The sequence below is a fragment of the Salinivibrio sp. EAGSL genome (genome assembly GCF_013366455.1).
GTDB lineage: Bacteria > Pseudomonadota > Gammaproteobacteria > Enterobacterales > Vibrionaceae > Salinivibrio > Salinivibrio costicola.
This window is the reverse complement of record NZ_JABWMG010000001.1, coordinates 258,906-278,178: the sequence shown is the minus strand read 5'-3', so window position 1 is coordinate 278,178 and position 19,273 is coordinate 258,906. Positions and strand designations below refer to the sequence as shown.

The following is a 19,273-nucleotide window of genomic DNA, read 5'->3' as shown; positions in this document are numbered from 1 at the left end:
GAGTTTAACTGCTTGATTGTTTTCGGTCGCGTGCGCGTTTTTTTAAGAGTTTTTGCTGATGATACAACGCGGCACGAATGAGAGTGTCTTGGTCTTCTTCCAATAACCGTGTGTACTGGATTTGGATCAAATAGTGAGGCTGATTGCCATCGTCTTCTTGGTGATGCTCGCAATCGGTCACCACGCCGTAGCAATAAATGGCTGTGGGTGGATGATCAAGGAACAGCTTGACGCGTGCATGTACCCCAAGTGCTAACGGCGATGGACTCAGGTACGAAAAACGACTCGCCCCAAAGGTATGGGTGATAAAGCGGTGAGAAGGCTGATCTTCATGGCTGAGCATGTAGCCCATCATCAGTGTGAGCTTTTCGTTTTGAGTCTGCAAAATGCGGAACAATGCTGACGCGTCATTAGGGTCAATCGACTGTAAATCCTTTTCCACGTCAGCATCAAGCTGGCCGCATTGGCTCGCCAAGCGAAATGGCGCGGGGATCTCCGCGATGAAGCCATCCGCGTCCGGTTGCGGTTGATTGTCGGCGAGAGGCTCCACATTTATCCGCATGGCCGCTCGCACAGAGAAGTATTCGTCTTGGCTCATCACTGTGCCTTTACATTGCTGTTGTATTCATGATTATCACGCACCCTTACCGAGAGGTAAAGGTTAGCGATACTTTCTCGCCCTAAAGGCATGGATTTGTATCATCCAGAGGGGGTTAAATGCGGCGGATAACTTGGCGAGCCTGACTTGGACAGGTATGCTTGCAGCGAATCAAAACAATAAGCTAGGTGTGCTATGTATCAACCTTTGTCGGTGTTTATTGGCCTGCGCTATTTGCGTGGCCGTTCAGCCGACCGCTTTGGGCGTTTTGTCTCGTCGATGTCTACCGCGGGGATCGCGATCGGTGTATTGGCGTTGATTACGGTGTCATCGGTGATGAATGGATTTGAAGCCCAACTCAAAGGCCGTATTTTAGGGGTGTTGCCCCATGCGATTATCGCCAATGGCCAGTTAGGATCGACACCATCGACCATAGAGCAGTGGCCGCATGTGGTCGATACCGCGCCGATAAAAACCACCGATGCGGTGATTCAAAGCCGTAATGGCCTTAGTGCCGGTTTACTTGAAGGGATTGATCCGAAGGCGACAGAGCCGCTGGCGTCCCACCTTTTGCAAGGTGAGATGTCGGCACTGCGTCCGGGACGCTATCAAGTGATGATAGGGCGCGCGATGGCATCTGAGTTGCAATTACGGGTCGGAGATTCGGTCCGAGTCATGGTCACCAGTGCTAGTCGTTTTACGCCCATCGGTCGGATCCCTGCGCAACGTTTATTTACCGTAGGTGGGATTTTTCATACTGGCACGGATGTCGATAACCAGTTGATGCTGGCCAACATTGAAGATGTCGCAAAACTGAGTGGTATTTCCCCAAACCAAGCGAGCGACTTACGGTTATTTTTAGATGATCCATTTGCGATTACCCAGCTTAAACCCAAGGCCGATCCTGCCACCTGGACCGATTGGCGACGTTGGCGTGGTGAGCTCTTTCAAGCGGTGAAAATGGAAAAAAACATGATGAGTTTGATGCTGAGTCTGATCATTGTGGTGGCGGCATTTAACATCATTTCCGCGCTGATCATGGTGGTGATGGAAAAACAATCCGAGGTCGCGATTTTAAAAACACTGGGCATGAAAGATAGAGACATTGTGGCTGTCTTTATCGCTCAAGGCAGTTTAAGTGGTCTGGTTGGTGCTGCCATTGGGGGCGTGCTTGGTGTATTGATTGCATCATCCATCAACGAAATCATGGCGATATTCGGCGTGAGTCTATTGGGTAACGGCTTAGCGTTGCCTGTGGTTGTTAATCCGTTTCAAGTTGCCATGATACTCGGCTTAGCCGTTGTGCTAAGCGTGTTGGCAACCTTATTCCCTGCATTTAAAGCGGCATCTGTTCACCCTGCTGAGGCACTGCGTTATGAGTAAATCTTTGTTGTCCTGCCACCGTGTCAGTAAAACCTATCAAGAAGGTGGGCAATCAACCTGTGTGTTAAACCAGGTATCAATGACAATAGCCCCGGGCGAGCTGGTGGCGATTGTAGGGTCATCCGGCTCGGGGAAAAGTACGCTATTGCACACGCTTGGCACGCTTGATGCGCCGAGCGAGGGCGATGTTTGGATTGAGGATGCATTGGTGAGTGCGATGTCGGCGTCACAACAGGCGACACTGCGCAATCAAACCTTAGGATTTGTTTATCAGTTTCATCATTTGTTGGCCGACTTCACCGCGCTCGAAAACGTGATGATGCCTTTGCTGATCAACAAAGTTAGTCACAAAGCGGCAGCAAAACAAGCCACTGCGATCTTGAACGCGGTTGGGGTTGGGCATCGACTCAAACATCGGCCCTCGGAGTTATCGGGGGGGGAGCGCCAACGTGTGGCGATTGCACGTGCCTTAGTCAATGAGCCGAAGTTGGTATTGGCCGACGAACCGACAGGCAATTTGGATCACGCCACGGCGTTAGAGATCTACGATTTGATGCGACAACTGAATGCGAAACATGGCACGGCGTTTTTAGTGGTCACTCATGATAGTGAGCTGGCAGCAAAACTGGATCGCCAAGTGATGATGCAAGATGGCCACTTGGTTGTGCAGGAGGCATCATGAAACCGTTATCCTTGGCGATAGGCCGGCGCTTTAGTCGTGCTCGGCAGCGAAATCGCTTGGTCTCCTTTATTTCTCTTTCCTCGGTCATTGGTATCGCGGTGGGCGTCATGGTGATCATTGTGGGTTTATCGGCCATGAACGGGTTTGAGCGAGAGTTGAATCAACGCGTGCTGTCGGTGGTGCCTCATGGGCAGGTGTTTGGGGTCAATGGTCCGATTGAAAACTGGCAACAGGTGCAAGCGCAAAGTGAACGGCACCCACAGGTGGAAGCGGCGGCGCCTTATGTCGAGCTTACGGCATTGATGGAACATGGCACTCGCTTACAGCCCGCACAAATTCGCGCGGTGGATCCCACCTCAGAGCGCACGGTTAGCCGGATTGGTGATTATATCGATGGTGGATGGGAAAGCTTGCCAGCGGGGCAGTCTCGCCTTGTCTTAGGGCAAGGCATTGCTTCTCAGCTCGGTGTTAGCAAGGGTGACTGGATCACGGTCATGGTGCCGGCGACAGACAGTAGCCTTAACCTACGGGCACCGAAGCGGGTGCGAATGCAGGTTGCTGGCCTGTTGCAGTTAGGCGGACAAATCGACCATTCGCTGGCATTAATGCGTCTCCAAGATGCCCAAGCTCTGATGGGAATGGATGAGGCGGTGACCGGCGTCTCGCTTAAGGTTTCGCCGGTACTCGACGCGCGAAAAATCGTACAAGAAGTAGGGCAAACCTTATCTACTTATGTGTACTTAAAAGATTGGACGGGCGATTTCGGGTATTTATATCGCGATATCCAGTTGGTCAGAGCCATTATGTATTTGGTGATGGTGCTGGTGATTGGCGTGGCGTGTTTTAATGTGGTGTCAACCTTGATGATGTCGGTAAAAGATAGAGCTGCGGACATTGCGATTTTACGCACAATGGGCGCGAATGATCGCCTGATTCGACGCATATTTATCTGGTACGGATTGTTCTCTGGGGCGTTAGGCAGCGCAATTGGCAGTGTGTTGGGCGTGGCGATTGCCAGTCATCTCACCGCGATCTTGTCTCAGATTGAGGCTTGGGTCGGGCATCGTTTTTTATCAGGTGATGTGTATTTTGTCAACTTTCTCCCCAGTGAGTTACATGCCACAGACGTAGTACTTGTTAGTATCACGGCGATACTTCTGAGCTTGCTGGCGGCTTGGTACCCAGCACGTCGTGCTTGCCAGCTTCAACCCGCTGCAGTGCTCAGTGCCAAATAGCGTGAATACCAGATAGCTTTAATACCAGAGAGCTCTAAAACTAGATAGCTTTAATACAAAATAGCTTTAATACAAAATAGCCTGCATAAAAGACAGCGACAAAAAGAGCCCGTTACGACGGGCTCTTTTTGATCTGTCTCGCTCAAGGGTGTTAACGATTGTATAACGACCAACAGCTATTCCATCTCACTCGCACCTTCTCGGGTTCACTCTTGCGCAAGATGCACCGAGCGCTACGCTACGTGCTCACTAAGATGACGGTTTGGTCGGCTTTGGGAGTACTTGTTTGATTTTCTTAGGCAAGCGAAGTTTGCGCTTTTGCCAGCTTCTCACCACCGAGTAGCGCCAAATACCGCGCACACTGAAATAACCAATCACCGCGAAGACGAGCCCACTAGTGATACACCCTAATAAAAAAGGTGGGCCAATATGGCTCATTTGCTCGGCAAGGTAATGCCATGAAAGCTCAAAGTGAAAGGGGATAGGTGCCGTATTAAGCATCCAGGTCCCGAGTTTGTAAGCGAGATAAAACATCACCGGCATGGTGATTGGATTGCTTACCCACACCAAAGCCACGGCCAGTGGCAGATTCACGCCGAACATAATGGCCAGGCCAGCGGCCATGATCATTTGGCTAGGAAGCGGGACAAATGCCATAAACAGCCCCACCGCAAAGGCCCCTGATGCCGAGCGCCGGTTAAGGCACCACAGATTGGGATCCTGCAACAGGCTACCAAATACGCGTAGCGCCTTATTGTCGCGCAACGCCTCCCGCTTTGGCATATAGCGTTGAAAAAACTTCTTGGGCATACCTGTTTACATTACCTGGAAATTACGCGATGAAGCTAACCTTTACGATAACCGCGGCACTGACTTTGCTATCACTACCATGGTGGCCTGTATTACCGCCGTTTTGGGTCTGCTCCATTACCTGTATTGTCTTTTTTTTCGGGGTGAAAATACGTTGGTGGTGGCTTGCAGGGAGCGCGCTGGGGCTCACTTGGGCTGTATTATCCGCAAACCTGTATCAAGCCAACGTGATCCACATCATTTCAAACCAAAAGGATACTACAATCACGGGCACTGTGGGCACCCTTTTTAGCGATAAAGCCGGCGCGCAAGCGATTATTTTTGATGTCGATAAAATTAATCAATCGAGATTGGCGCCTTTTCGTTCAGCGCGTGTACGTGTGTACTGGCAATCGGCACCTTTTCCTAAGCAGGGCGAGCGTTGGCAGCTGACTGTACGGCTTAAACCACCGTATGGCCGACTCAATGAAACCGGCTTTGATGCGGAAAAATATTATGTGGCTCGGCGAATACACGCCAAAGCCAGTTTAAAACAGGCCACACAATTAACCGATACCATTACTTGGCGTCAGCAGCTGCTTGATACCTTAACACCGACTTTATCACCACTTCGGTTTGGCCCTCACCTTTTAGCATTGAGTTTGGGCGAGCGATCGTGGCTGACTGCCGCCCATTGGGACACATTGACACAAAGTGGTTTGGCCCACTTGATGGCGATTTCAGGGTTACACATTGGCTTGGCTTATGGCATGGGGTGGCAACTTGGCCGTTGGGCGCGTGTTTGGCTGCCAGAGCAGCGTTTATTTACATGGTTGCCGCTCTATGTGGCACTCGGTGTCGCGATAGTCTATGCCGCACTAGCGGGATTTGCACTGCCAACCCAACGGGCATTGATTGCGCTGTTATTGGTGTCGGTGGCAAAGCGTCTTGGTGCCAGCGTCTCACCGCTTAATCTTTTGCAACTCACCGTGTTATTGGTACTTGCGCGTGATCCGTTAGCCGGCTTCTCGGTCAGCTTTTGGTTATCATTTTCGGCGGTCGGTGCCTTATGTCTTGCGCATTATGGCTTTTCGCGCTCATCCGGTTGGGGACAAGCGCCCCGGCGCTGGCACTGGCTGCGGCCGTTGAAGCAGTTGTTGGTCGTCCAACTTGTACTGCTGATTGGTATGTTACCGCTGCAACTCAGTTTTTTTTCTGGAGTGAGTGCGGCGGCAACGCCTATTAATCTGGTTGCGGTCCCGTGGGTGGGAATGATAACGGTACCGTTAGTTTTTATGGCCCTTTTTTTGTCAACGACTGGATTAGGGGGCGTGTTATGTTGGCAGTGGGCCAATATCAGTCTGATCCCGGTGATGGCACTGGCTGAAAATGCCTCAGCGAGTTGGTTGACTGTACCGGTGGCATCAATCGGATGGGCGTTTACTGTGATAGCGTTAGCGATAGGATTATATGGTTGGCGGTGCCATCGATGCAGCGGCTTGGTCATTGTGTTTATCGTCGCGTTAATCACCTGGCGCGCGCCGAAAGCGGTGAGCTGGCAAGTGGATGTGTTGGATGTTGGCCATGGTCTTGCGGTGCTGGTGAGTAAAAATGGAAAGGCCATCCTTTATGATACCGGCAATCGTTGGCAAGTGGGCGGCATTGCACAGGCGGTCATCGCGCCTATTTTAGAAAGTCGACACATTGAGCGTCTGGACGGTCTTATTCTCAGCCATGGCGACAGTGATCACGATGGCGGTGCCGATTTTATTGTCGCTCAATATTCACCGCGTTGGCGCCGTGCCAGTGAGGTACGCTCTGGCTATCAAACGTGTGTGGCAGGGCAGCGCTGGCAGTGGCAAGGATTAGACTTCGCCGCCTTATGGCCGCCAGAGGCAACGGCACCTGCAGACAATAATGACTCTTGCGTCATACGCATCTCTGACGGGGAATACAGCGTGTTACTGACCGGAGACATTGAGAGAAAGGGAGAAGCAAATTTGCTTGCATCCTTGGGCGATCAAACGCAGCTGGACAGCGATATTATGCTGGTGCCGCACCATGGCAGTCGTTCTTCTTCTTCGCCTTCTTTTATTGGTGCGGTGAATCCTTCTTGGGCGGTGGCATCGACGGGGTTACTCAATCCTTGGCGGTTGCCCGCGCAACAGGTACGGGCCGCCTATGAGCACGCCGATGTGACGTGGTTAGATACCGCAGCCAATGGTCAAGTTCGTTGGCAGCGTGTCGACACGGGTTGGCAGTTAACGCGTTGGCGCCAAGATCGTCGTGCGGCTTGGTATCGTCAGATGTTTAAACGTCGGCCAGTAAATTTGGACGCAGACCGGTAAAAGAGTAGAATGCCGGTCTGTTTTACCCATCAAAACGATTTTAATGAGCGAATATCAAGATAAAACGACCTGGCAGACGTTTAAGCAACTCTGGCCCTATATTGCTAATTACAAACTAGGGTTAATCGTTGCCATTGTCGCCTTGGTAATGAACGCCGCCAGTGACACCCTGATGCTTTCCATGCTCGGCCCACTGCTTGATCAAGGCTTTTCTTACGATGACGTTGAGGGCGATTTCCTTAAATGGATGCCACTTTACCTCGTGATATTAATGTTGGTGCGTGGCTTATCAAGCTTTGTCTCTGCTTATTGCTTATCTTGGGTGTCGGGTAATGTGGTAATGACCATGCGTCGTCGCATGTTTAATCACTTTATGAAAATGCCCGTGAGCTTTTTCGACCAAGAGTCGTCAGGGGCGCTGTTGTCGCGTATTACCTATGACTCCGAACAAGTGGCGTCTGCAACCAGTGGCGCATTAGTGAGCTTGGTGAGAGAGGGCGCATCGATTCTTGGCTTGATGATCTTAATGTTTTGGTCAAGTTGGCAGTTATCCGCCATTCTTTTGGTTATTGCGCCGGTTGTCGCGATTTCCATTCAAGTGGTCTCTAAACGTTTCCGCCGTATTTCGTCGAATATGCAAGATGCAATGGGCTCGGTCACCAGCTCCGCGGAGCAAATGCTCAAAGGCCATAAAGTGGTCTTAAGCTATGGTGGCCAAGACGTCGAGAAAAAACGGTTTGAAAAAGTCAGTAACCGTATGCGTCAGCAAACCATGAAGCTGGTTTCGGCCCAGGCGATTGCCAACCCTGTGATTCAGCTTATCGCGTCAATGGCGCTGGTGGTGGTGCTGATTCTCGCCAACACCGAAGCCATTCGGTCAGAGCTAACGGCAGGGACCTTTGCGGTGGTATTCGGTGCCATGTTCGGTTTGATGCGGCCACTGAAATCGTTAACCAACGTGACGTCGCAATTTCAGCGCGGGATGGCAGCGTGTCATAGCTTGTTTAACTTAATGGAACTTGAGACCGAGAAAGATACCGGCACCCATGAGGCCGAGCAGATTAACGGCGACATTAAAGTTGAAGACGTGGTTTTTACCTATCCATCACGAGAAGCGCCGGCACTGAATCATGTGAGTTTTGAGGTGCCCGCGGGGAAAACGCTGGCACTGGTGGGGCGGTCAGGTTCAGGGAAAAGTACCATTGCCAACCTTTTAACCCGTTTTTACGAGATAGACAGCGGTTCAATTACCTTAGATGGGATGCCGATTGAGCAATATACGTTGAGTAATTTGCGCCAACAGGTTGCGGTGGTGTCGCAAAATGTCCACCTGTTCAACGATACGGTGGCTAACAATATAGCCTACGCCGCGGCCGATCAATATAGCCTTGAGCAAATTAAGCATGCCGCTAAGTTGGCCTACGCAGACGACTTTATTCGCGGTATGGATGAGGGCTACGACACCATGATTGGTGAAAATGGCGTGAGTTTGTCGGGTGGACAGCGTCAGCGTATCGCCATTGCCCGCGCGCTGTTACGTAATGCGCCTGTTTTAATCCTGGATGAAGCAACCTCGGCCCTGGATACAGAGTCAGAGCGCGCGATTCAAGCTGCTTTGGATGAGCTGCAAAAAGATCGCACCGTACTGGTGATTGCTCACCGTCTATCTACCATTGAAGATGCCGATCAAATTTTGGTGGTGGATGAAGGTGAGATTGTTGAGCGAGGTAGCCATCAAGCATTGCTCGCGCACAACGGTGCCTACGCTCAACTCCATCGTATTCAGTTTGGTGACTAAGTATGCTGGATCAACTTTGGTTTGGCCATCAAGGATCCTTTTGGACGGCGCTATTACGGCCGTTTAGTGCTTTATTTGGTTTGATTGCTCGTCATCGGCGCCACCAATATTTGCGCGGAAGATCGCCTTGTTATCGTGCGCCAGTTCCTGTGGTGGTTGTCGGTAATATCATGGTGGGGGGAAACGGTAAAACTCCCTTCGTGATCTGGCTAGTGGAGCAACTGAAAGCGCAAGGCTATCGTCCAGGCGTGGTCTCCCGTGGATATGGCGGTAAATCAGACCAATACCCGTTACTGTTGACGCAAACGACATCGCCGAGAGCCGCCGGTGATGAGCCGGTATTAATCGCTCGCCGCACTCAGGTACCAGTGTGCGTTGACCCTGACCGCAGTGAAGCAGTGAAGCGCTTATTGCAAGAGGGCGTCGATATCGTGGTGACGGACGATGGCATGCAGCATTACCGTTTAGACCGTGATCTTGAAATCGTGATCATTGATGGTCAGCGCCGCTTTGGTAATGGTCATTACTTACCCCTTGGACCCTTGCGTGAATCGGTCGATCGCCTCGACAGTGTCGACATGCTGATTAATAACGGCGGCACCACCCAGGGGCAAGAGTGGCCTATGCATTTGGTGGCCGGGCAAGCCACTAACCTTCGAACCGGTCAGGCTTGCCCTGCATCTATGTTACCGGGTGTGGTTGCCGTGGCAGGGATTGGTCATCCGCCGCGCTTTTTTGCTACGTTGCAACAAATGGGCGTGACGCCACTGTACAGCCAAGGGATCAATGATCACCAAACCCTCAGCGCCGAGGAACTGGACAGGTTGGCAAAGAAGGGGCAACATTTACTCATGACCGAAAAAGATGCGGTAAAATACCAAGGCATCGCACAAGATAACTGGTGGTATTTGCCGGTAGAAGCGAGTTTGCCGGAGGCTGCGGCCCAGGCTTTACTCGCCAAGATCGAACGTTTGACCAAAAACGCGAACAAATAAAAAAGGAACGCTATGGATCACCGCCTGCTTGAAATCGTGGCCTGCCCATCATGCCAGGGCAAATTGTTTTATAACCGAGATAATAACGAGCTGATTTGTAAATTCGATCGGGTTGCTTATCCTATTGTCGATGGAATTCCGGTACTGCTCGCGTCGGAAGCGCGCGATTTATCCTTGGAAGAGGTGCAAGGATGAGTCCGTTTTATGTGGTGATCCCAGCACGGTTTGGTTCAAGCCGTCTGCCAGGAAAGCCATTGGCTGAGATCGCGGGCAAACCGATGATCCAACATGTGTATGAGCGCGCGCAAGCCGCAGGGGCCAGTAAGGTCATTGTTGCAACAGACGACAAACGCATTGAGACTGCGGTACGTGACTTTGGCGGCGACGTATGCCTAACACGTGCTGACCATGAGTCAGGGACTGAACGCTTGGCGGAAGTGGTGGCACAATACGGTTTTGCTGATGATGACATCATTGTCAACGTGCAAGGCGATGAGCCTTTAATTCCGTCTGCAGTGATTGGGCAAGTGGCGGCGAATTTGAATCAGTACCCGCAAGCCCCGATGGCGACCTTAGCCGTTGCGATTGATAACAGTGAGCAAGTATTCAACCCCAACGTAGTCAAAGTCGTCACGGATCAGCAAGGGTTTGCGTTGTATTTTAGTCGCGCCACTATTCCCTGGGATCGCACTCATTTCGAGGCTGAATCTCCCGATATTCCAGACGCTTTACTCCGTCATGTTGGCATTTATGGCTACCGTGCGGGGTTTATTAGTCGCTACATTCATTGGACGCCAAGTCCGTTGGAAAAGATTGAGTCGCTTGAGCAGCTCAGAGTGCTTTGGCATGGTGAAAAAATTCATGTTGCGGTTGCCGCCGAAACGCCACCGCATGGGGTCGATACCCAGGCTGATCTCGAGGCGGTACGTGCGCATATCGCCGCCAATGGTGCAAGCGAGTGACGTTAACAGCCATCAGGTCGTAATCTCCTCGCTTGTCATGGCAATAAACGATAAAAAAGCCGCGAATGTTATCGCGGCTTTTTTCTTTTTTACCCGTTACCTTTTCTTGTTATCCGTTGTCTCTTCGCTGTTACTTGGATGCCGGCTGTGCGATCAAATCACGAAGGCGTTGCCAGGCTTGACCGAGCCGCTCGTGCCAATAGCGCTCAAATTGCTCCAAGTATTGGGCGCGAGGGCTGTATTTAATCCATGGCTGTTTGATCTCTTTTTGCGCCATGAAGTTGGTCGGTGCAGGGATGGGATTAAGGCCTGCGCTTTGAAACTCATACACCGCACGCTCCATATGTGCGGCTGATGTGACTAACACCAGATTACGACTCCCCACCACAGACGCTGCTTGATACGCCTCCTCCCAGGTATCTTTTGCTGTTTCCAGTAACAAGATACTGTTTTTGTTGACACCCAGCGCCATCGCGACACGTGCCAACATGCGGGCGTGGCTCACCTCATAGCCGTGGTCATAGCCCGATAATATTAGTTTGGATGTCGGATACATCCGGTGAATTCGGATCCCCTCGGTCAGACGCATGAGCGCTGCACGCGAGAGTTCAGACGTTGGTGGTAATGCGTCATCTACCACATGACTGTTTCCAAGTACCATTACAAAGTCCACCGGTTTCTCTGTCGGGAGAAAAGCGGTGTATTGACGCTCAAGAGGGCGAAGTAACCCAGAGGCGACCGGTTGAAACGCAGTGAGAAAAATCCCAGCAAACGCGATGAAAATAACAAAAGATGCCAGCCTTTTACGCTGAGAGAACCAAAGCAGGCATAGCCCGAAAAGACCCAAGAGCAACAGCGCGGGCAAGGGCATTATCAAGGTTGAGATAAGTTTTTTTAATTCAAACATGCAATGTCGCCCGAAATATAGTCAAACGAGGCACAAATAATGCCATAAACCTTTATTAACGTAAGGCTTGTGACAGAATAAGCCTTCATACCACTCAATGATAACGAATGCCATTGTGACTGAGGATAAAAATTTCGACGACATCGCCCACAAATTTGTTAAAAACATTTATGGATCGGGCAAAGGCGAAATCCGTCAAGCGGTAATTTGGCACGACATCGAGCAGATGTTGCAGTGCTTTCCGCCGGATCAACCACTCCATATTTTGGATGCGGGTGGCGGCGTTGCACCGATTTCACAACCGCTGGCCGCTCGAGGTCACAGGGTCACTTTGTGTGATCTTTCTTCACAAATGCTCGAGTTGGCGCGTCAGGAGATTGAACAACAGGACTTACTTGCGCAGTATCAGCTGGTCCACTCCTCGGTGCAGTCCATTGGTGAGCATTTGGCGTCACCCCCGGATGTGATTTTATTTCACGCGGTATTGGAGTGGGTCGCCGCTCCTGAGCAAGTGCTAAAAGATTTGCTCAGCCATGTACGGCCGGGTGGCGTCGTATCCGTGATGTTTTATAACCAAACCGGATTGCTGTTTAAAAACCTCGTCTGTGGCAACTTGACCCATGTTGAACAGGGAATGCCGCACCGTAAACGGTTTAAACTGCAACCGCCCAAAGGGTTGCAGCCAGACAGTGTCTATCAATGGATGCAAGACAGTGGCATTAGCCTCAAAGGTAAAACCGGGGTGCGCACGTTTCATGACTACATGCGCGATACCAATATTGGTGATTTTACCTTTGAGCAGGTGCTGGCGTTGGAACAGCAACTTTGCCGCCAAGAGCCGTTTGTGTCTCTAGGGCGATATATTCATGTATGGGGGCAACATAATGCCTCCAGTCATCAAGATGAAAACAAGGACAACCGATGAGTGATCAGGCTCAGTCTTCTCAGCATGGGGAAGGCGACGCTCAGACCGTACCGGAATTGGTCAGTTGGGTTAAACACAATAACTTTGCACTTCAGCTGCCGCCCGAGCGCTTGGCATTTTTGCTGGCAATGGCGGTGATGAGCCAAGAGCGCTTAGACGATGAACTGAGCGAACATGAATTAGTCGATGTTTTTCGGCTAGTGAGTGAACAGTTCATGAATGACGAAGGTGGCAGCGTCGGCAACATCGCTTTTCGTGCCAACAATGCCATCAATGAAATGGTGCAAGCGCGCTTATTAAGCCGTTTTACCAGTGAAATGACCGAGGGCGATAGCATTTATCGTCTGACGCCGCTCGCCCTGGGCATTGCGGATTATTATGCGCGCCACCGTGAATACTCGACGTTAAAGTTGTCTGTACAGCTTTCAATGGTCGCGGATGAAATCGCTAAGGCACGCGGTGCGGCAGAGGAAGATGGCGATGCCGCCTTTTGGCGTCACAATGTGTATGGGGTATTAAAATACTCGGTGGCCGATATCTTTGACCGTATCGATCTTAACCAGCGGGTGATGGATGAGCAGCAACAGCAAGTTAAAGACGATATTGCCGCCTTACTTACCCAAGACTGGCAAGCCGCTATCGCTAACTGTGAGCACTTGTTAAATGAAACATCCAATACGTTGCAAGAGCTGCAAGAAACGCTGCAAGCGGCGGGAGATGAGTTACAAAGCCAACTGTTAGAGATCCAGGAAGTGGTGCGACAACGCGACGAGCTCGAGTTTGTCGATGCCATGGTTTATCGACTGCAGATGAAACTGGATCGGATCGTGAACTGGGGTCAGCAAGCGATTGATTTATGGATAGGTTACGATCGCCATGTGCATAAATTTATTCGAACCGCGATTGATATGGATAAAAACCGTGCGTTTAGTCAGCGTCTGCGTCAATCGGTCTCGGACTATTTGGATGCGCCGTGGTTTTTGACCTATGCGGATGCCGAGCGTTTACGCGACACCCGTGATGAAGCCTTGGTGTTACGTGATGATGAAGTCACCGGCGATATGCCAGAAGAAGTGACGTTTGAGCAGTTGGCTGTAGTTGATGACACCTTGTCACAGAAAGTTTCACAGATGCTCAACCGTCACCGAGAAACCGGACAAGCGATCGATCTCGGTCGTGTTCTTAAAGACTACTTAGCCGAGCACCCCCAAGCTCGCCATTTTGATCTCGCGCGCTTAGTGATTAATCAAGCGGTTCGGATGGGCTATTCCCAATCTGATCTCAACGCGATTCAGCCTGATTGGCAGGCGATTAACGACTTCGGAGCGAAGGTACAAGCGAATGTCATCGATAAATACTGAACAGCCAATGCCAGAGGAGCTGGCCAAAGCCATTGCTAACCCTTTATTTCCGGCGTTGGATAGTGCATTACGCGCTGGCCGCCATGTTGCCAGTGACGATTTAGATAACCACGCCTTGCTGATTGAATTTGAGCAAGCGTTAAATATTTTTTATCAGCGCTATAACGCGGAGTTAGTGCGTGCGCCAGAAGGCTTTTTCTATCTGCGTCCGCGTTCCACCAGCCTTATCCGCCGCAGTGTCTTGTCGGAGCTTGATATGCTGGTCGGCAAAGTGCTGTGCTTTTTGTATTTGAGCCCAGAGCGCTTGGCCCAAGAAGGGATCTTCACCACGCAAGAATTGTTCGACGAGCTGATGGCATTGGCCGACGAGAAAAAACTGATGAAGCTGGTCACCCACCGTGCCACAGGCTCCGATCTCGACCGCGAGAAGCTGTTTGATAAGGTGAAAACCTCGCTGCGTCGCCTGCGTCGTTTGGGAATGATCTTGCCGATTGGTGATGGCAATAAGTTTCGCGTTAGTGAAGCCACTTTCCGTTTTGGCGCCGATGTACGCACGGGCGATGATCCGCAAGAAGCGCAGTTACGCTTAATCCGAGATGGCGAAGCTGTGGTCCATAGCCAAGAACATATTCAATCTAGCTTGCTTGATGATGCGTTTGATCAGGAAGCTGAGACGTCCGCAACACAACACACGGAGGAGCCGACAGCATGAGCCAGCGCGGTAAGTATCAATCACTCACCATGGTGAACTGGAACGGCTTTTTTGCGCGGACCTTTGATATCGATTCACTGGTCACCACGTTATCGGGTGGCAATGGCGCCGGTAAATCCACCACTATGGCGGCTTTTATTACTTCATTGATCCCCGATCAAACCTTACTGCACTTTCGCAATACCACGGAAGCAGGCAGCTCGAGTGCATCTCGGGACAAAGGTTTGCACGGTAAATTGCAACCAGGCGCCTGTTATGCGGCATTAGACGTGGTGAACTCGCGTCAACAGCGCGTGTTATTTGGCGTACGCCTACAGCAAGTCGCCGGTCGAGATAAAAAAGTCGATATCAAGCCATTTATCTTGCAAGGGTTACCGTCCTCCGTCTCACCTACTGATGTCTTGGTGGAAACCTTAAATAACGGCCAAGCACGAGTGCGTCAGTTGAACGAAGTGAAAGACGCGGCCGGTGCGTATGAAACCGCGCATTTTAAAGCGTTTAGTTCGGTCACTGACTATCATGCGCAAATGTTTGAATTTGGAGTGTTACCTAAAAAGCTGCGTACGCAACAAGATCGTGGCAAATTCTACCGTCTGATCGAAGCGTCTTTGTATGGCGGTATTTCCAGTGCCATTACTAAGTCACTTCGTGAGTACTTATTGCCACAAAATGGCGGGGTTAAAAAAGCCTTCCAAGACATGGAAGTGGCGCTAAAAGAAAACCGCATGACGCTGGAGGCGATTAAAGTTACCCAGCGCGATCGGGATTTGTTTAAGCACCTGATCACCGAGGCGACCCATTATGTGGCTTCAGATTACATGCGCCATGCTAACGAACGTCGTACCAAGCTCGAACAGGCTTTGTCTTTGCGGGCTGAATTAAACGCCGCGCAGCAAACCTTGCAGCAAAAACAGCAGCACGCTGAGGCCATGCGTGCCGAATTAAGTGAGTTGGAAGCCGGACAAGATCATCTTGAGCAAGACCATCAAGCCGCGGCGGACCACTTACAACTGGTGCAATCGGCGATGCGTCAGCAAGAAAAAATCCAGCGTTATGAAGAAGACTTGCTTGAATTGTCTGAGCGACTGGAAGAGCAAATCATGGTGGTGGAAGAAGCCACGGAACAGCTCACCGAGGCCGAGTTACGGGCGGCACAAAGCGAAGAAGAAGTCGATAGCCTGAAAACGCAACTGGCGGACTATCAGCAAGCGCTAAATACTCAGCAAACGCGATCTTTGCAATATCAGCAAGCTGTAACGGCGCTTGAAACAGCCAGACGTCTCACCGACGATGACGCCTTAACCGTCGATGAGGTAGGGGCCTGCTTGCAAAGGCTCAAAACCGAAGAATCAGAGCAAACGGATCGCGTCTTGTCGCTTAAACACAAGCGGGATCTGGCATCGGCAACGGCCAATCAGTTTGCGCAAGGATTAAGCTTATTACAACGCATTGACCCGTCAGTGGCCCGGTCCGAGGCAGGAGAAAAAGCCAAGTATTGGGTAGAGCAGAGCCGCACCCGTCGCTATCTCGCCGACAGCCTCTCACAACGCCAATATGAACATCGCGAATTAACCCAACGTGTTGAGCAGCAGCAAAAGGCTAGCCACCTGGTGTTAGACTATCAGGCGTTAACCGGGGAGCGCCTGGCTGATAGTGATGCCGTGGAGCAAGCTGTTGCCTTGCAACAAGAAAAACGAGAGACCTTACAGCAAGAAAAAGAGGCTCAAGCCGAGCGGCTGCGCGAGTTGTCACGTACCGAGGCAGCGATTGATGCGGACATTCGCGAGCTTGAAGGCAAAGCGCCCCGTTGGTTTGCCGCCAATGAGGCGTTGACCAAACTCGAAACCCAGACCGAGCAAACCTTGGCGGATAGCCAAGCGGTGATGGACGCCATGCATGCCACACATGAGTCAGTGCGTCAGCAGACCCATCATCAAGAGCAGCTTGCCCGCCAAAAAGCCGAGATAGAGCGGGCGATTGAACAGCTGGCGCAACCTGGTGGCAGTGAAGATTCGCAATTACAAGGACTGGCAGAGACGCTTGGCGGAACCCTGCTCTCTGAGATTTACGACGATATTACCTTAGAAGATGCCCCGTATTTTAGCGCTCTGTATGGTCCAGCGCGTCATGCGATTGTGGTGCCGGATCTGAAAGGCGTAAAGGAGAAGCTGGCTTCGCTTGACGCGTGCCCAGATGATCTTTACATCATTGAAGGCGATGCGGACGCATTTGATGATCGCGTGTTTGATGCTCAAGAGCTGGGCGGTGCGGTATGTGTGCACCTGAATGATCGGCAAATGCGCTATTCACGCTTCCCAGAGACCCCGCTATTTGGCCGTGCGGCTCGTGAGCATCGGCTTGAGCAGCTCAGAGCACAACGTGATGCACTGGTAGAAGATTACGCGAAGGCCTCGTTTGATGTGCAAAAGTGGCAGCGTTTATCGCAAGCGTTTAGCCAATTTATTGCGGAGCACCTAACCGTTGCCTTTACTCCCGATCCCGAGCAAGCGATAGCGCGCTGCCGTGAAAAACGCGTGCAAACCCAGCGTGCGATAACTGAGAGTAAACAGACGCTGACGCAGCATGAGGCTGAGGTTTCACGTTGTCAGCAAGCCCTGCAATGCCTTGATAAGCTGCGTTACTGTGCCGACGCCCTAGCAGAATCCGAACTTGATGTTCGCTTGCAAACCGCGAATGACAACCTGCACGCGGCGAAACAGGCCAAAACGTTTATCCAGCAGCATGGAGAGACGTTGGCGTCCCTAGAAGGATACTTGGCCACATTGGAGAGTGATCCTGAGCAGTTTGATAAGTTGGAGCAAGCCTATCAAGAAGCGGATGAAGCCTTACAAGCGATTAAGCAACAGCTATTTGCCGTCGCCGACTTAGCGGAGCGCCGTACTCATTTTGCCTATCAAGATGCGGCAGAGATGCTGACGCAAAGCAGTGAGTTAAACGAGCAACTGAAGGCCAAACTAAAAGACGCAGAGCAAGTTCGCCAACGTGAGCGTGATGCGCTAAAGCAGGTACAGGGGCAAAATAGCCAGTATCAGCAGCTGCTCGCATCGCTTAAAAGTGCCCATCAGTCCAAGCAAGAGACGTTGAACGAGTTTAAACGTGAATTTGCCGAGTTAGGTGTACAAGCGGACGAAGAAGCTTTGATGCGCGCGCAGCATCGTCGCGATACCTTGTATGAGCAAATGCACCAAGCGCGACAGCGACATAGTGAGCTGTCACGCGGGATCACCTCGTTAGAGATGGAAACCAAGTCGCTGACCAAAGAGCTGCGTAAATCGCTCAAGCAGTATAAAGAACTGCGTCAGTTTGTGGTCAATGCCAAAGCAGGCTGGTGCAGTGTATTACGGATTGCGCGTGATAACGGCGTTGAAAAGCAACTGAACCGCCGAGAAATGGCGTATATGTCTGCCGAGGAATTGCGCTCACTGTCGGATAAGTCGTTGGGTGCCTTGCGCCTTGCCGTGGCCGATAATGAAATTTTGCGTGATGCTTTACGCGCGTCAGAAGATATCGGTCGGCCTGAGCGTAAAGTGTTGTTTTACGTTGCGGTTTATCAACATCTGCGCGAGCGGATCCGCCACGACATTATTCGCACCGACGATCCGGTTGAAGCGATTGAAGAGATGGAAGTGGAGCTTGCGCGCCTGACCGAAGAACTCACGCAGCGTGAGCAGCGGTTAGCGATTAGCTCAGAGTCGGTCGCTAATATTATTCGTAAAACGATTCAGCGTGAACAAAACCGGATCCGCATGCTCAACCAAGGGTTGCAAAGTGTCGGGTTTGGTCAGGTTAAAGGCGTGCGTCTCAATGTCTCGATTCGTGACACTCATGCGCAGCTACTGATGGGCTTGGCCGAGCATGCCGATCAACACCAAGACTTGTTCGGCAATCCAAACCTAACCTTCTCAGAAGCGATGGCGAAGTTATTCCAACGCCTGAATCCGCATATCGACATGGGGCAGCGTTCACCACAGACCTTAGGCGAAGAGTTGTTAGATTATCGCAATTTCCTCGAATTAGGTATTGAGGTGAATCGTGGTACCGACGGCTGGCTTAAAGCGGAATCCGGTGCGTTGTCGACAGGGGAGGCCATTGGTACCGGCCAAGCCATTTTGCTGATGGTAATTCAAAGCTGGGAAGAGGAATCACGGCGGTTACGCGGTAAAGACGTGATCCCATGTCGCTTGCTGTTCCTTGATGAAGCCGCGCGTTTGGATGCTAAATCGATCTCGACCTTGTTTGAGTTGTGTCATCGTTTGGATATGCAGCTGTTGATTGCCGCACCGGAAAACATCAGCCCAGAGCAAGGCACCACCTATAAATTAGTGCGCAAGATCTTTAACGATCGTGAGCATGTGCATGTGGTTGGCTTACGCGGTTTTGGTGAAGAGAAGCGTCAAGCGCTTGCGCAAGAGCTCGTTCTTGAGTAGCACCGAGAACTCGTCTCTCTGATCTGGAAAGGAAGGCCAGCATCAAACGCTGGCCTTATCAGTGATAGAGCATATTGAAGTCTGTTCGAAGCCTCAATTGGCGCTATTGATTTTGGTGATATAAGTCCAG

15 protein-coding genes are annotated in these 19,273 nt (G+C 51.2%); 12 read left to right on the top strand and 3 right to left on the bottom strand.

Features of this window, described 5'->3' with window-relative positions:
* Window positions 1-4: 4 nt before the first annotated feature.
* Complete coding sequence (locus HLG76_RS01220) at window positions 5-598, bottom strand: hypothetical protein (protein WP_021022817.1); 594 nt, start codon at window positions 596-598, stop codon at window positions 5-7.
* Between the two features lie 195 nt (window positions 599-793).
* Between HLG76_RS01220 and HLG76_RS01215 the strand changes: the two genes are divergently transcribed.
* Genes HLG76_RS01215 through lolE form a run of 3 tightly spaced genes read left to right on the top strand, consistent with a single transcriptional unit; the run spans window position 794 to window position 3,898 of the window.
* Window positions 794-1,981, top strand: a complete 1,188-nt coding sequence (locus HLG76_RS01215) for a lipoprotein-releasing ABC transporter permease subunit (RefSeq protein ID WP_175992923.1) — start codon at window positions 794-796, stop codon at window positions 1,979-1,981.
* Entirely contained in the window at window positions 1,974-2,663 is a 690-nt protein-coding gene (gene lolD / locus HLG76_RS01210; RefSeq protein ID WP_021022815.1) for a lipoprotein-releasing ABC transporter ATP-binding protein LolD, read from the top strand. Before HLG76_RS01215 ends, lolD begins: the two co-directional genes overlap by 8 nt.
* Window positions 2,657-3,898 (top strand): lipoprotein-releasing ABC transporter permease subunit LolE, encoded by a 1,242-nt coding sequence (lolE, locus tag HLG76_RS01205; protein ID WP_025744329.1) that lies wholly within the window; start codon window positions 2,657-2,659, stop codon window positions 3,896-3,898. Before lolD ends, lolE begins: the two co-directional genes overlap by 7 nt.
* Before the next feature lie 249 nt (window positions 3,899-4,147).
* Here the strand turns inward: lolE and HLG76_RS01200 are convergent, their stop codons facing one another.
* On the bottom strand, window positions 4,148-4,708 hold the full coding sequence (locus HLG76_RS01200; RefSeq protein WP_021022813.1) for a DUF2062 domain-containing protein: 561 nt from the start codon (window positions 4,706-4,708) through the stop codon (window positions 4,148-4,150).
* Between the two features lie 29 nt (window positions 4,709-4,737).
* Between HLG76_RS01200 and HLG76_RS01195 the strand changes: the two genes are divergently transcribed.
* The 5 genes from HLG76_RS01195 to kdsB are packed head-to-tail and all read left to right on the top strand — an operon-like array spanning window position 4,738 to window position 10,790.
* The gene (locus HLG76_RS01195) at window positions 4,738-7,035 is read left to right on the top strand and encodes a DNA internalization-related competence protein ComEC/Rec2 (protein WP_175992922.1); all 2,298 of its coding nucleotides are present in this window, start codon (window positions 4,738-4,740) and stop codon (window positions 7,033-7,035) included.
* A gap of 43 nt (window positions 7,036-7,078) precedes the next feature.
* Window positions 7,079-8,833, top strand: coding sequence for a lipid A ABC transporter ATP-binding protein/permease MsbA (gene msbA, locus HLG76_RS01190; RefSeq protein WP_077460627.1), 1,755 nt, complete (start codon window positions 7,079-7,081; stop codon window positions 8,831-8,833).
* Between the two features lie 2 nt (window positions 8,834-8,835).
* Window positions 8,836-9,828 carry a tetraacyldisaccharide 4'-kinase gene (lpxK, locus tag HLG76_RS01185; RefSeq protein WP_175992921.1) on the top strand — a complete coding sequence of 331 codons (993 nt, stop codon included), beginning with the start codon at window positions 8,836-8,838 and terminating at the stop codon, window positions 9,826-9,828.
* 12 nt (window positions 9,829-9,840) lie between these two features.
* Window positions 9,841-10,023, top strand: a complete 183-nt coding sequence (locus HLG76_RS01180; RefSeq protein ID WP_077460625.1) for a Trm112 family protein — start codon at window positions 9,841-9,843, stop codon at window positions 10,021-10,023.
* Entirely contained in the window at window positions 10,020-10,790 is a 771-nt protein-coding gene (kdsB, locus tag HLG76_RS01175; RefSeq protein ID WP_021022809.1) for a 3-deoxy-manno-octulosonate cytidylyltransferase, read from the top strand. The genes HLG76_RS01180 and kdsB overlap by 4 nt, the downstream gene beginning before the upstream one ends.
* Before the next feature lie 130 nt (window positions 10,791-10,920).
* Here kdsB and elyC read toward each other — a convergent pair whose 3' ends face one another.
* On the bottom strand, window positions 10,921-11,697 hold the full coding sequence (elyC, locus tag HLG76_RS01170; protein ID WP_021022808.1) for an envelope biogenesis factor ElyC: 777 nt from the start codon (window positions 11,695-11,697) through the stop codon (window positions 10,921-10,923).
* Window positions 11,698-11,812: 115 nt separating this feature from the next.
* Here elyC and cmoM point away from each other — a divergent pair, with 115 nt between their 5' ends.
* Genes cmoM through mukB form a run of 4 tightly spaced genes read left to right on the top strand, consistent with a single transcriptional unit; the run spans window position 11,813 to window position 19,143 of the window.
* Window positions 11,813-12,622 (top strand): tRNA uridine 5-oxyacetic acid(34) methyltransferase CmoM, encoded by an 810-nt coding sequence (cmoM, locus tag HLG76_RS01165; RefSeq protein WP_025744930.1) that lies wholly within the window; start codon window positions 11,813-11,815, stop codon window positions 12,620-12,622.
* Window positions 12,619-13,983, top strand: a complete 1,365-nt coding sequence (gene mukF / locus HLG76_RS01160) for a chromosome partition protein MukF (protein ID WP_175992920.1) — start codon at window positions 12,619-12,621, stop codon at window positions 13,981-13,983. The genes cmoM and mukF overlap by 4 nt, the downstream gene beginning before the upstream one ends.
* Complete coding sequence (mukE, locus tag HLG76_RS01155) at window positions 13,964-14,695, top strand: chromosome partition protein MukE (protein ID WP_175992919.1); 732 nt, start codon at window positions 13,964-13,966, stop codon at window positions 14,693-14,695. Before mukF ends, mukE begins: the two co-directional genes overlap by 20 nt.
* The gene (gene mukB, locus HLG76_RS01150; protein WP_175992918.1) at window positions 14,692-19,143 is read left to right on the top strand and encodes a chromosome partition protein MukB; all 4,452 of its coding nucleotides are present in this window, start codon (window positions 14,692-14,694) and stop codon (window positions 19,141-19,143) included. The genes mukE and mukB overlap by 4 nt, the downstream gene beginning before the upstream one ends.
* The last annotated feature ends 130 nt before the right edge of the window (window positions 19,144-19,273 follow it).